General features: G+C 69.8%; 12 protein-coding genes and 1 pseudogene. 10 read left to right on the top strand and 3 right to left on the bottom strand.

All coding sequences use genetic code 11. The features are described from left to right. Positions 1-8: 8 nt before the first annotated feature. Together AB0D27_RS11985 and AB0D27_RS11980 are read right to left on the bottom strand one after the other, a co-directional pair. Entirely contained in the window at positions 9-1,172 is a 1,164-nt protein-coding gene (locus tag AB0D27_RS11985; RefSeq protein WP_362505854.1) for an acyl-CoA dehydrogenase family protein, read from the bottom strand. 294 nt (positions 1,173-1,466) lie between these two features. Further along, entirely contained in the window at positions 1,467-1,772 is a 306-nt protein-coding gene (locus tag AB0D27_RS11980) for a hypothetical protein (RefSeq protein ID WP_362505851.1), read from the bottom strand. Positions 1,773-2,145: 373 nt separating this feature from the next. Between AB0D27_RS11980 and AB0D27_RS11975 the strand changes: the two genes are divergently transcribed. Together AB0D27_RS11975 and AB0D27_RS11970 are read left to right on the top strand one after the other, a co-directional pair. Next, positions 2,146-3,009, top strand: coding sequence for a bifunctional DNA primase/polymerase (locus tag AB0D27_RS11975; protein WP_362505848.1), 864 nt, complete (start codon positions 2,146-2,148; stop codon positions 3,007-3,009). 289 nt (positions 3,010-3,298) lie between these two features. Next, positions 3,299-3,487: pseudogene (locus AB0D27_RS11970) on the top strand (DNA-binding protein); the annotation flags it as partial. A gap of 150 nt (positions 3,488-3,637) precedes the next feature. Here AB0D27_RS11970 and AB0D27_RS11965 read toward each other — a convergent pair. Beyond that, the gene (locus AB0D27_RS11965) at positions 3,638-3,814 is read right to left on the bottom strand and encodes a hypothetical protein (protein ID WP_362506130.1); all 177 of its coding nucleotides are present in this window, start codon (positions 3,812-3,814) and stop codon (positions 3,638-3,640) included. A 119-nt stretch (positions 3,815-3,933) separates the two neighbouring features. On the opposite strand from AB0D27_RS11965, the gene AB0D27_RS11960 reads away from it, so the two are divergent. From AB0D27_RS11960 to AB0D27_RS11925, 8 genes are all read left to right on the top strand, one after another. Beyond that, positions 3,934-4,119, top strand: a complete 186-nt coding sequence (locus AB0D27_RS11960; protein WP_362505845.1) for a hypothetical protein — start codon at positions 3,934-3,936, stop codon at positions 4,117-4,119. 230 nt (positions 4,120-4,349) lie between these two features. Beyond that, a complete protein-coding gene (locus AB0D27_RS11955; RefSeq protein ID WP_362505842.1) occupies positions 4,350-5,222 on the top strand; it encodes a DUF2797 domain-containing protein in 873 nt (290 codons plus the stop codon). 93 nt (positions 5,223-5,315) lie between these two features. After that, positions 5,316-5,663 carry an antibiotic biosynthesis monooxygenase gene (locus AB0D27_RS11950; protein WP_362505839.1) on the top strand — a complete coding sequence of 116 codons (348 nt, stop codon included), beginning with the start codon at positions 5,316-5,318 and terminating at the stop codon, positions 5,661-5,663. Beyond that, positions 5,641-6,534: an amidohydrolase family protein gene (locus AB0D27_RS11945; RefSeq protein ID WP_362505836.1), complete on the top strand. Its 894-nt coding sequence runs from the start codon at positions 5,641-5,643 to the stop codon at positions 6,532-6,534. Before AB0D27_RS11950 ends, AB0D27_RS11945 begins: the two co-directional genes overlap by 23 nt. Positions 6,535-6,656: 122 nt before the next feature. Beyond that, on the top strand, positions 6,657-7,397 hold the full coding sequence (locus AB0D27_RS11940) for a response regulator transcription factor (protein WP_362505833.1): 741 nt from the start codon (positions 6,657-6,659) through the stop codon (positions 7,395-7,397). Further along, entirely contained in the window at positions 7,394-9,019 is a 1,626-nt protein-coding gene (locus AB0D27_RS11935; RefSeq protein WP_362505831.1) for a HAMP domain-containing sensor histidine kinase, read from the top strand. The genes AB0D27_RS11940 and AB0D27_RS11935 overlap by 4 nt, the downstream gene beginning before the upstream one ends. A gap of 14 nt (positions 9,020-9,033) precedes the next feature. Beyond that, the gene (locus AB0D27_RS11930) at positions 9,034-10,518 is read left to right on the top strand and encodes a bifunctional glycosyltransferase family 2/GtrA family protein (protein WP_362505828.1); all 1,485 of its coding nucleotides are present in this window, start codon (positions 9,034-9,036) and stop codon (positions 10,516-10,518) included. Next, the gene (locus AB0D27_RS11925; protein WP_362505825.1) at positions 10,515-12,782 is read left to right on the top strand and encodes a glycosyltransferase family 39 protein; all 2,268 of its coding nucleotides are present in this window, start codon (positions 10,515-10,517) and stop codon (positions 12,780-12,782) included. The genes AB0D27_RS11930 and AB0D27_RS11925 overlap by 4 nt, the downstream gene beginning before the upstream one ends. Positions 12,783-12,860 lie beyond the last annotated feature (78 nt).

Here is a 12,860-nt window from a genome sequence, read left to right as displayed (position 1 = left end):
GTCTCCCTTCACCGCCGCCCCCTCTTCATCCCGAGCCGCATCGTCGCCACGATCTCCCGCTGCACCTCGCTCACCCCGCCCCCGAAGGTGTTGATCTGTGCCGCCCTGTTCATCCGCTCCAGCTCGCCGTCCGCGAAGACCCCGGGCGAACCGGAGCGGACCAGTGCCTCCGCTCCCACGATGTGCTGACATATTCGGTACGACTCGACCGCCGATTCCGTTCCCATGACTTTCACGCCGCTCGCGTCTCCCGGCGCCAGTCGACCGGCCCCCACATCCCCCACCAAACGCCAGTTGAGCAGGCGTGATGCCGCCAGCCGGGCATGCACTTCGGCCAGCTGAAAACGCACCCACGGCTCGTCAATGCGGCGCCGACCGGTCACCGGATCGGGTGTACGCGCCGCCTCCAGCGCGGCCGCGTAGAAGTCCTCGGCCTGCATGCCGATCGCGGCGAGCGCGACCCGCTCGTGGTTGAGCTGGTTGGTGATGAGACCCCAGCCGCCGTTCTGCTCGCCGACCAGGTTCGCGGCCGGAACGCGGATCCCGTCGTAATACGTGGCCGTGGTCGTCAGGCCGCCCACCGTCTCGATCGGCGTCCACGAGAAGCCCGGCGCGTCCGTGGGCACGAGGAGGATCGAGATGCCCTGGTGCTTGGGGGCGTCCGGGTCGGTCCGGCAGGCGAGCCAGATCCAGTCGGCGTTCTGGGCGTTGGAGGTGAAGATCTTCTGCCCGTCGATCCGCCAGTGCGCGCCCTCCCGCACGGCGCGCGTCCGCAGAGAGGCGAGGTCCGTTCCCGCCGAGGGCTCCGAGTACCCGATGGCGAAGACGAGGTCCCCGCTCAGGATGCGGGGCAGGAAGTAGTCCTTCTGCTGCTGACTCCCGTACTTCATGAGCGTCGGTCCGACGGTGTTCAGCGTGACCATCGACACCGGTGCGCCGGCCCGGTAGGCCTCGTCGAAGAACACGAACTGCTCGTCCGCTCCGCGCCCTTGGCCGCCGTACGCGACCGGCCAGCCGAGCCCGAGCAGCGCGTCGGCGCCGATGCGGCGCAGCAGTGCGCGCTGTCGTCCGGGGTCTTCCGCGGGCGGCGGCCCGTCGGGCATGAGGTCCCGGAAGTACGTACGAAGTTCGGCGCGCAGCCGCTGCTGGCGCTCGGTGGGGGCGAGGTGCACGGCGGCGGCCCTCCCGGACCTCGTACGGACAAGGATTTCTGACTGTCCGTCAGGTACCGTGCACTGTCAAGGCCACCGGGACGGCCTGCGCCCCGCAGTGTCAAGGTCACCGGGACGGCCCGCGCCCCGCCTTGAAAGACCGACCGCGCCCCGCCTTGGAAGACCGACCGCGCCCCGCCGGAAAAACGTCTGCGCGACGGCACCGAAGCACCGCCGCGCAGACGCGTTACCACCCCACAGAGCGCAACCCCCCACGGGAGTTTCCGGGCCGATGAGAGCGCATCGGCCCCCGGCTCACCAGAGCTCGGCGAAGTTGACGACGGTGTTCGACTGGTCGATGTCCGTGAAGGCGGAACCGTTCACCTGGGCCGTGCTGCTCTGGTTCGAAGCACCTGAGCCGACCGCTTGCTGCTGAGTGGTGGAGGAGTTGCCGTAGTTGTCGTGTCCGACGCCGCTGCCGCTGCTGGTCGCCACGCCCGCGTTCGATCCGTCTGCCGCGAAGGCGCCGTTGTCCGCTGCCGCGATACCGCTGAAGAGAGCGGCGGCGAGAGGCAGGGCCGCTACCGCGGCGAGAACGCGGGCGGTACGGATGCTTGCCATGTGAATTCCTCCATAAACCGGTTGTACGCACCGGCGGTCAACCGGGACGTACGTGAAATACGGCTTGTTCCCAGGCAGTTGGCCGACCGCCCCGGCGTTGTTCTCGACGTCGCGAATCCAGAGTTGCCCACCGAATCCCCGGCGAACCACCCCGGAAGCCGTGATTCGCCCGCAAGCGTGAGGACATGTCGATAAACCACCTTCACGCAGACAAACCCCCTGCTCGGCGCCCGGGGGCGACCCCATCCCGGGCGCCGCAAAGGCTGAAGCGTTCCGGCACATTTTCGGCCAATCTCACCCATCGGCCACCCCGCGCCCTCGTGTGTCCGGTGAGCCCTTCCCTTTTTCGAACACTCGTACGAACATGGAGGGCATGGCCACCATCGACCGGCAGGCCACGACCCTGGCCCTGGCCCACGCCCTGTCCGCAGCCGAGCGCGGGCTCGCGGTGATCCCGCTGTCCCGAACGAAGCTTCCGGCCCTGCGCTCCCCTCACCGGGACGACCCCGAACCCTCCCCTTGTCACGGCGAATGCGGCCGCTTCGGACACGGGGTGTACGACGCGTCGACCGACCCCCGGCGCATCCGCGCACTCTTCGCCGCCGCCCCCTGGGCCACCGGCTACGGCATCGCCTGCGGACTGCATCCGCACCATCTCATCGGCATCGACCTCGACACCAAATCCGATACGGACTCCTCGGCGGCCCTCCGCGAACTGGCCCTGCGCCACCTCTTCACGATCCCGGACACCGTCGTCGTCCTGACCCCCAGCGGCGGCCGTCACCTCTGGCTGAGCGGACCGCCGGACGTGGTCGTCCCCAACTCGGCGAGCCGCCTGGCCCCCGGCATCGACATCCGCGGGGCCGGCGGATACCTCGTCGGCCCCGGCTCACGCACCGAACACGGCGTGTACGGCACGGCTCCGGGCACCGCCCGGCTGGCACCCGCGCCCTGCCCGCGCGAACTCCTGCGCCTGCTCACGCCCCCGCCGCGTAGGCACCACGCCACGCCCGCGGCGACCGGCCGGCACGGCCAGGGCCTGGTCCAGTTCGTCCTCGCCGCCCACGAGGGCCAGCGCAACACCCGCCTCTTCTGGGCCGCGTGCCGCGCCTACGAGAACGGCATCGGCCCCCAACTGACCGACCCCCTCGTCCAAGCCGCCGTCCAGGCGGGCCTCACCGAACGCGAGGCCCGCTCGACGATCGCTTCGGCGGCGCGGATGACCGCTTCGTCCTAGGACTGGAACGTGGAAGGGGCGTCTCTGAGTGAGAGACGCCCCTTCCGGCTGCGAGCGGTGGGTGGGGGTGCAGTGCCGCGGTTGTTGGTCAGCGCTGGCGCACACGGAGGTGAGCAACATAAACAGCGTTGCTCTGGCTGGGCGCGCCCTTCAGGGCACGGACCCCCGGATCGGAAGGTTGCAGGTTCGAATCGTGCCGAGCTCACGGAGGTAGGAGCCCCGCTCCGGGGATCAGGCCTGCGCTTCGCGCAGCTCCTGCGTGTAGTCGCCCATCAGCTTGCCCGCACGGGTGAAGCAGTCGTGGAGGACGGCGTACGCGAACACACGCCAGGCTTTGCTCTGGCACGTTGCAGCAGATTGCCAACGGACCTTGGATGATCTTGCGCGAAGCGTCTATGGAGTAGACGCTTTGAGCAAGATTGCAGGTCATGGGCTTAAGAAGTCGATGAAGATGGTGAACCTGCGGGGCCTTATCAGGCTTGTCAACGGTTGCACCAAGCACGAGTGTGCTCCGTTCAGGAACTGGGTCTCCGACGTCATCGAGACCCTCCAGCGAGACGGCACGTACTCCCTCGAACCGGCCCCCCGTGCAGCCCGCCCCCAGCGGCGGCACCGCGTACGTCATGCCTCAGCAGGTCGCCGACGCCATCGTGCGGCTCGAAGAGCGGAACGTCCGGGCCGACGAGATGCTGCTCGCCTTCCAGGAGGAGGAGCGCGGCGAGCTGTTGCGGGAGATCAGCCGCAGCCAGCGGGAGATCAGCGACAGCCAGAGCGCGATCGCTGAGGCGCTGCGGCAGATCGCCAACGCTCTGGCTCGCCCTGCCGACCGTCCCGGGGCCGCCGACCCCCCCGAAACTGACGCCTCAGGAACTCCTCGCCGCCTGGAAGGCGAAGAACCTCGTCGTCACGGAGGACGTCCACGCGGTGGCGGCCTGCCTGGCGCCGGCGCTGCTGCGGGGAGGTGCCCGTTACCGCCTGGAGGAGATCGCCGGCCGGACGGGACTGGCGCAGGCGCGCGTCCATGACTGTGTACGGATGCTGCTCAAGCGGGGCTGCATGCGGCAGGAGGGCTGCGCGCCGGACGGGGCGCCGGTGTACGTGCTGCCGTAGCGCCGTGGGAGCGCTGTAGGAGCGCGGTGAGAGAGGCCCGAAGTCGCAAAAACGAAGTTGCGACTTCGGGCTTCGCCGTACGGTACCGGATCGGTTGGCTGTCAGGCGGCGAGGTGAGTTTGCCCGCTCGGTTGTTGTGGCGATCTTGCACGAAGCGTCGCTCAGAGCGACGCAGCCCGCAACATCCCTGGTCAGACCCATTGTCAGTGCCGCCCTCTAATGTCGTTGGTGTGCGGCAGGCGTGGAGGTGTTCGGGGCTGCGGTGGTCGGTGGACGGGGCCGTGCTGGTGTGGGACGGGGGGCGGAGAAGCTCGCTGGTCCGGGGTCAGCGGGTGGCGTTCGGGGTGGTGGAGGGGGGTGTGCGGACGTGTGTGGGGGCTCGGGGCCATGAGTGTCCCGTGGGGGCCGTGGTGTCGGAGCGGAGTACGGGGGCCCGGTGCGAGGAGTGTGCGCGGCTGGACCGGGCGCATTCCGTGGCCGCCGACACGATGGCCGATGATCCGCGGCCGTACCACGTGTATCTGGCGTGGTTCGGGCCCGGAATGGTGAAAGTCGGGATCACCGGAGTCGAGCGGGGGTCCGCGCGGCTTCTTGAGCAGGGTGCCGTCACCTTCAGCTGGCTGGGGCAGGGGCCGTTGATGGCCGCGCGGCGGGCCGAGGAGTTGCTGCGGGCCGCGCTCAAGGTGCCCGACCGGATTCCGTACGCCGACAAGCGGGCGGTGCGGGCGGGCCTGCCGGGGCCCGGCGAGCGGGTGGCCGAGATCCGGGAGCTGCACGCGCGCGTGGACCGTCTCGACGCCTGGCCCGAGTCGCTCCGGCGGGCACCGTTCGAACCCGTCGACCACACCGATGTGTTCGGGCTCGCGGGGCTGCCGCCCGTGCAAGGTGTCGTGCGCGGGCTGGTCGCGGGAGGTGTGGTCAGTGGTGAGCTGCTCGCCGCCGCCGGACCCGATCTGCACCTTGCGACCGAGCGTGGGGTCGCCGTCGTGGATACGCGGCTGATGACCGGGTGGGACCTGACCCCTGTGGGGGGCGCGGACAGCGGGTTGACGGTGCCGGTCAGGGCGCTGAGGGACAGTGGCGTACAGGACGGGCTCTTCTGAGAAGGAGGAGGATGGTCAAGACTTCGATCCCTTTGGGATCCCCTTCGGAAAGGTGCTGGACGGAGCCGGGCGCCCGGACCGAGAGTGGCGGACATGAGCGATCACTCTCTTGCACCTGTCACCGCCCATGCACCCCCTTACTACGCCGTCGTGTTCACCTCCGTACGGACCGCGGACGACGTGGGATACGGCGAGACCGCCGAGCGGATGGAAGAGCTGGTGAAGGACATCCCCGGCTATCTGGGGATGGATCACGCGCGTACGCCGGGCGGCCTGGCCATCACCGTCGGGTACTTCCGCGACGAGGACGCCATCAAGGAATGGAGTGCCCATGCCGAGCACCGCGCGGCACAGAAGCGCGGCCGTGCCGAGTGGTACGAGCGCTACACCCTCCACATCGCCAAGGTCGAGCACAGCCATGGGTTCGAGCGTGCCCGGTAGCGAGGACGTCACCCGGTTCTGGGGGCGGCTCGGGCTCCCCGGGCTCGTCGACGTGCACACGCACTTCATGCCCGAGCGGGTGCTGCGCAAGGTGTGGGACTACTTCGACGGGCTCGGCACCATGACCGGCGGCGTCGAGTGGCCGATCACCTATCGCGCGGACGAGGACGAACGGCTCGCGGTGATCCGGGAGTTCGGGGTGCGGGCCTTCACCGCCATGCTCTATCCGCACAAGCCCGGCATGGCCCAGTGGCTCAACTCCTGGGCCGTCGACTTCGCCCGCCGGACGCCCGACTGTCTGCACACGGCGACCCTCTTCCCCGAGCCGGGCGTCGAGACGTACGTACGCGAGGCCGTGGGCGCGGGCGCGCGGGTCTTCAAGGCGCATGTGCAGGTGGGGGCGTACGACCCGGCGGACCGACTGCTCGATCCCGTGTGGGGACTGCTCGCCGAGGCCGGGATCCCCGTCGTCATGCACTGCGGATCCGGCCCCTCGCCCGGCAAGCACACCGGGCCCGCTCCGGTCGCCGACGTCCTCGCCCGGCATCCCCGGCTGCGGCTCGTCGTCGCGCACATGGGGATGCCCGAGTACGAGGACTTCCTCGCGCTGGCCGAGCGGTACGGCGAGGTGCGGCTCGACACGACGATGGCGTTCACGGACTTCAGCGAGCGGCTCGCCCCGTTTCCCCGCGAGCTGCTCCCCCGGCTCGCTGACCTCGGCGACCGGGTCCTGCTCGGCACCGACTTCCCGAACATCCCGTACGCGTACGTCCACCAACTGCACGCTCTGGAACGGCTCGGACTGGGGGACGACTGGCTGCGGGCGGTCTGCTACGAGAACGGGGCACGCCTCTTCGAGATCGCCCCCTGATCGGTCTTCCTGGGAGCCGCGTGATCTTCCCAGGAGTTCCCTGAGAGGCACCTGTGTGTTTCTCAGGGAAATCACAGGTTCCCGAAAGGATGCTCTCAGCGGCGCCCAGCAAGGTGTCCGCTATGACCACGACCTCGCCCCAGGGGCGCACCGAACTGCTGAGGCCGGACGGGAGCCCCGTCCGAGTGCTTGTGGTGGACGACGAGCTGTCGATCACTGAGCTGCTGTCCATGGCCCTTCGTTATGAAGGCTGGCAGATCCGCAGCGCGGGTGACGGACAGGGTGCGGTGCAGACCGCCCGCGAGTTCCGGCCCGACGCCGTCGTTCTCGACATGATGCTGCCCGACATGGACGGGCTGGCCGTCCTCGGGCGGCTGCGTCGTGAACTGCCTGATGTTCCCGTGCTGTTCCTGACCGCGAAGGACGCCGTCGAGGACCGGATCGCCGGACTCACCGCCGGTGGCGACGACTATGTCACCAAGCCGTTCAGCCTCGAAGAGGTCGTGGCCCGGCTGCGCGGGCTCATCCGCCGTTCCGGTGCCGCCGACCGGCGCTCCGACTCCGTGCTGATGGTCGGCGATCTCACCCTGGACGAGGACAGCCACGAGGTCTCGCGGGCCGGCGAGAACATCCACCTCACCGCGACCGAGTTCGAGCTGCTGCGCTTCCTGATGCGCAATCCGCGCCGGGTGCTCAGCAAGGCACAGATACTCGACCGTGTGTGGTCGTACGACTTCGGTGGCCAGGCCAACGTGGTCGAGCTGTACATCTCGTATTTGCGGCGGAAGATCGACGCGGGCCGCGAGCCGATGATCCACACCCGGCGTGGGGCCGGTTACCTGATCAAGCCCGCCGCGTCATGAGCGGACGACGACGGCCGCGTACGCAGAAGAGGCGAGGTCGACAGCCGCGCACGCTGCGGACGCGGCTCGTCGTCTCGGCGGTGGCCCTCATCGCCGTGGTCTGCGCGGTCATCGGCACGGTGACGACCATCGCGCTGGGGCAGCATCTGTATCAGCAGCTGAACGGCCAGGTCACCGAGGCCGCCAAGCGTGCCGGGGGTCCCCCGGGAAATCTGGGCCACGGCAATCAGTATCCCAGGGAGCCGGACGGCGGCTCGTCGGCGACCACCTCCGGTGGCTCCTCGACGGGCGACAGGCTCAATGCCTTCGTCACCCAGGGCCCGACGCAGCGGGACACCATCGCCGCCGCGGTCGACGCCGGCGGTGAGGTCACCCAGGCGGTTGTCGCAAAGGAGGAGTCCTCAAGCGGTGTCGTCGAGAAGATGAAGGCCGTCGAGCTCACAGATGCGCAGAAGGCCGTACTCGGTTCCGTCTCCAAGACCGGCATCCACACCGTCGACATCCCGGGCCTGGGCGAGTACCGCGTCATGTACGCCCACGGCGGCAAGGGCAACTTCTACGCCGCCCTGCCCACCAAATCCGTCACCAACACCATCAACACCCTCGTCATCGTCGAGGTGAGCGTCACCGGTGCCGGTCTGGTGGCCGCCGCCATCGCGGGCAGTGTGCTCGTCGGCCTGGCCCTGCGCCCCCTCCGCAAAGTCGCCGCCACCGCCACCCGCGTCTCCGAACTCCCCCTGCACACCGGTGAGGTGACCCTCTACGAGCGGGTCCCCGAGTCGGAGGCGGATCCGCACACCGAGGTCGGACAGGTCGGCGCCGCGCTCAACCGGATGCTCGACCACATCCACGGGGCGCTGCACGCCCGCCAGCAGAGCGAGACGCGCGTACGGCAGTTCGTCGCGGACGCCAGCCATGAGCTGCGAACGCCGTTGGCCTCCATTCGCGGGTACGCCGAGCTGACCAGACGCGGCCGGGAGGAGACCGGGCCCGACACCCGGCACGCGCTCGGGCGGATCGAGTCCGAGGCCGGGCGGATGACCCTGCTCGTCGAGGATCTGCTGCTGCTGGCGCGACTCGACGCCGGCCGGCCGTTGCAGTACGAGCAGACCGACCTCGTACCCCTGGTCATCGACGCGGTGAGCGACGCGCGGGCGGCCGGGCGGGATCACAACTGGCGGCTCGAACTGCCAGAGGAGCCCGCTCTGGTGTCGGCGGACGCCGCACGTCTGCAACAGGTCATGGTCAATCTGTTCGCGAACGCACGCACGCACACACCGCCGGGGACGACCGTCACGGCGCGCGTGCACCGGCACGGGCCGTGGCTGTGCGTGGACGTCCAGGACGACGGTCCGGGCATTCCGGCTGATCTGCTGCCGCGTGTCTTCGAACGGTTCGCGCGCGGTGATTCCTCGCGCTCCCGCACCTCCGGCTCGACCGGTCTGGGGCTCGCCATCGTGCAGGCCGTCGCGGCCGCGCACGGTGGTGCCGTGACCGTGGACAGCGTGCCCGGCAGGACCGTGTTCACCCTCCATTTGCCTGCGCTTTCCCCGGAAACACTGTGGCAATCGCACTCACAGGCACAGCACAGCGCCACCACATGGGTGCAACAGGGCGCTTGACGAGAGTCGCTTCCATGCGAACCGACTCTTCTCCCGGCAACCTGCCGGCGCGGGAGCACCTCCCGGCCGGAGACGCTGGTACGCCTGTCCTGGACGTAGTGATCCCCGTCTACAACGAGGAGAAGGACCTCCAGCCATGTGTGCTCAGACTGCACGAGCACCTCAAGCGCACCTTCCCGTACGCGTTCCGCATCACGGTGGCGGACAACGCGTCGACGGACACCACCCCACAGGTGGCCGCGCGGCTGGAGGCGGAGATACCGGAGGTCAGGTCCTTCCGGCTGGAGCAGAAGGGCCGCGGCCGGGCGCTGCGGACCGTGTGGTCGGCGTCCGACGCGCCGATCCTCGCGTACATGGACGTGGACCTGTCCACCGATCTGAACGCGCTGCTTCCGCTGGTGGCGCCGCTGATCTCCGGTCACTCGGACCTCGCGATCGGCTCCCGGCTGTCGAGGAGCTCCCGTGTCGTACGCGGCGCCAAGCGGGAGTTCATCAGCCGCACGTACAACCTGATCCTGCGTGGTTCGCTGCAGGCCCGCTTCTCGGACGCGCAGTGCGGCTTCAAGGCGATCCGGCGTGACGTTGCTCAAGTGCTGCTGCCCCTTGTCGAGGACACCGGCTGGTTCTTCGACACCGAGATGCTGGTGCTCGCCGAGCGTGCCGGACTGCGCATCCATGAGGTACCGGTCGACTGGGTCGACGACCCGGACTCGACGGTGCACATCGTGAAGACCGCGACGGACGACCTCAAGGGGGTGTGGCGGGTGGGACGCGCTCTCGCCACCGGTTCGCTGCCGCTCGACCGGCTCGGCCGGCCCTTCGGGGACGACCCGCGCGACCGCGAGCTGGTCGACGTACCCAAGGGCCTGGCCCGCCAGCTCGTCGGCTTCTGCGTGGTCGGCGGCCTGTCCACGCTCTTCTATCTGCTGCTCTACAGCGGCTTCCGCTCCTTCTCGGGGTCGCAGGTCGCCAACGCGCTCGCCCTGCTCGTGTCGGCGGTCGCCAACACGGCGGCCAACCGGCGGCTGACCTTCGGCGTACGCGGCCGGGGCGGCGCCGTCCGCCATCAGGCGCAGGGCCTGGTCGTCTTCGGTATCGGTCTCGCCCTCACCAGCGGCTCCCTCGCCGCCCTGAACGCGGCGACAACCGACCCCTCGCACTCCACCGAGCTGGCCGTCCTGATCGCCGCCAACCTCGCGGCGACCGTGCTGCGGTTCCTGCTCTTCCGCGCCTGGGTCTTCCCGGACCGCCGCGAGGAGACGCCGTCGCCGCAGGTGGTGGCCTCGCACAATCCGGCCTCGCCCACCTATCCGACGGACCGGCACGAGCACACCTCGGCAGCGCACCCACCGCTGCCCCAGCGCCCGACGGCGCCCCAATCTCCGTACGACACAGCCCAGTTCCGCGCCGGCGAAGCCGCGGACCGCACCTGGGGGGACTCGACCATGCAGTTGCAGGCGGTGCGCCCGCACGATCACGATCCGAGGAACGAGCGATGACGACACACTCCGATACGAGTACGAGCCATCCGGGGGGTGCGAGTCCCGCCGAGAACTCCGGGCTCGCGTGGGGGCCGCCGACCACCACGCTCCCCGCGGAGCCGGTCGTGCCCGCCGCCGCCCCCGAGTCCGGTGAACCCAAGCAGCCGTTGTTCCGGCGGGCCTGGAGAGGCCGGCCCGAGGACCCGCGCTGGGTGCGCCCCGCCTTCCTCGGTCTGCTGCTCGCCACCGCGGTGCTCTATCTGTACAACCTGAGCGCCTCCGGGTATGCCAACTCCTTCTACTCCGCGGCCGTGCAGGCCGGGAGCCAGAGCTGGAAGGCGATGTTCTTCGGCTCGCTCGACTCGGCCAACGCCATCACCGTCGACAAGCCCCCGGCCTCGCTGTGGCCGATGGACCTGTCGGTGCGGATCTTCGGCCTCAGTTCGTGGGCGATCCTCGTCCCCGAGGTGCTGATGGGCGTGGCCACGGTCGGCGTCCTGTACGCGGCCGTACGCCGCCGGTTCAGCCCGGCGGCAGGTCTGATCGCGGGCGCGGTGCTCGCGCTGACTCCCGTCGCCGCGCTGATGTTCCGGTTCAACAACCCGGACGCGATGCTCGCGCTGCTCATGACCGTCACGGTCTACTGCGTGATCCGCGCTCTGGCGGACGGCCGGACGAAGTGGCTGGTCTGGGCGGGTGTCGCCGTCGGCTTCGCCTTTCTCGCGAAGACCCTGCAGGCCTTCCTGATCCTGCCGCCGCTCGCGGTCCTGTACGCGGTCTGCGCGCCGGTGAAGCTGCGGAAGCGGTTCGCGCAGCTCGGTCTGTCGGCGGTCGCGATGGTCGTCTCCGGTGGCTGGTGGGTCGCGATCGTGGAGCTGTGGCCCGCGTCCTCCCGTCCGTACATCGGCGGCTCGCAGAACAACTCCTTCCTCGAGCTGACGTTCGGCTACAACGGCCTCGGCCGCATCAACGGCGACGAGACCGGCAGTGTCGGCGGCGGTGGCGGCGGGGGCGGCACCGGCCAGTGGGGCGAGACCGGCTGGAACCGGATGTTCAACTCCGAGGTCGGCAGCCAGATCTCGTGGCTGCTCCCGGCCGCGCTGATCCTGCTCGTCGCGGGCATCGTGCTCACCTTTCCCCGCTCTCGGCTTCGCCCGAGCGGGGGGACCCCCCTGGCCAAGCGGACCGACCTGGCCCTCACTTCGTTCCTCGCCTGGGGCGGCGCGCTGCTGATGACGACGGTCATCTTCAGCTACATGGCCGGCATCTTCCACCAGTACTACACGATCGCCCTGGCCCCCTATATCGCCGCCATCGTCGGTATGGGCGCCACGGTCCTGTGGGAGGAGCGGTCCAAGATCTGGGCCTCGCTCACCCTCGCCGGGTCGGTCACCGCCTCCGCGGCCTGGGGGTACGTCCTCCTCAACCGCACGTCCGACTACCTGCCCTGGCTCAAGTGGCTCGTCCTCATCGGGGGTCTGGTCGGCGCGCTCGGCCTGATCTTCGCGGCCAAGCTCGGGCGTCAACTTGCCCTCGCAGCGGTGGCGTTGAGCTTCGCGGCCGCAGTCGCGGGTCCGGCCGCGTACACGCTCTCGACGGTGAACACCGGGCACACCGGCTCCATCGTGACGGCCGGTCCGGCCGGCGCGAGCATGATGGGTGGCCGGGGCGGCCGGGGTGGCCGACCCGGGGGAGCCGGCCGAGGTGCCTTCGGCGGCGGCATGCCGGGTCAGAACCAGCAGAACGGGAACGGCAACACCCAGCGGGGCGGCGGCATGGGCCAGCCCCCGACGGGCGGCACCGGTGGCTTCCCCGGTCAGAACCAGCAGGGCAACGGCAACACCCAGGGCCAGAACCAGCAGGGCGGTATGCCCGGTGGTCGTACGGGTGAGGGTGGCATGGGCGGCGGTGGCGCGGGCGGTCTGCTCAACGGCGCGAGCGTCAGCTCGGCGGCCAAGGCGCTGCTGTCGAAGAACGCGGATCAGTACACCTGGGCGGCCGCGGCCATCGGTTCCCAGAACTCCGCGAGCTACCAGCTGGCCACCGGCAAGCCGGTGATGGCGATAGGCGGCTTCAACGGCACCGACCCGTCCCCGACGCTGGCCCAGTTCAAGAAGTACGTGGCGGACGGCAAGATCCACTACTTCATCTCGGGCGGCGCCATGGGCGGTGGCGGCAACTCCGGCACCTCCTCGCAGATCAGCTCGTGGGTCACGGCCAACTTCAAGAAGGTCACGGTGGGGTCGGCGACGTTCTACGACCTGACGCAGCCGAGCGGCTGAGCGCGGGGCGTCGGGAGGGACGTCGAGACAGGGGCGGGGGGGCCGGGCGGCCCCCCCCGGGCCCCCCCCCCCGGAGGT

It is taken from the genome of Streptomyces sp. NPDC048415, assembly GCF_040651675.1.
Taxonomy (GTDB): Bacteria; Actinomycetota; Actinomycetes; order Streptomycetales; family Streptomycetaceae; genus Streptomyces.
Note: the sequence above shows the minus strand (reverse complement) of the source record. Positions and strands in the feature narration are given on the sequence as shown.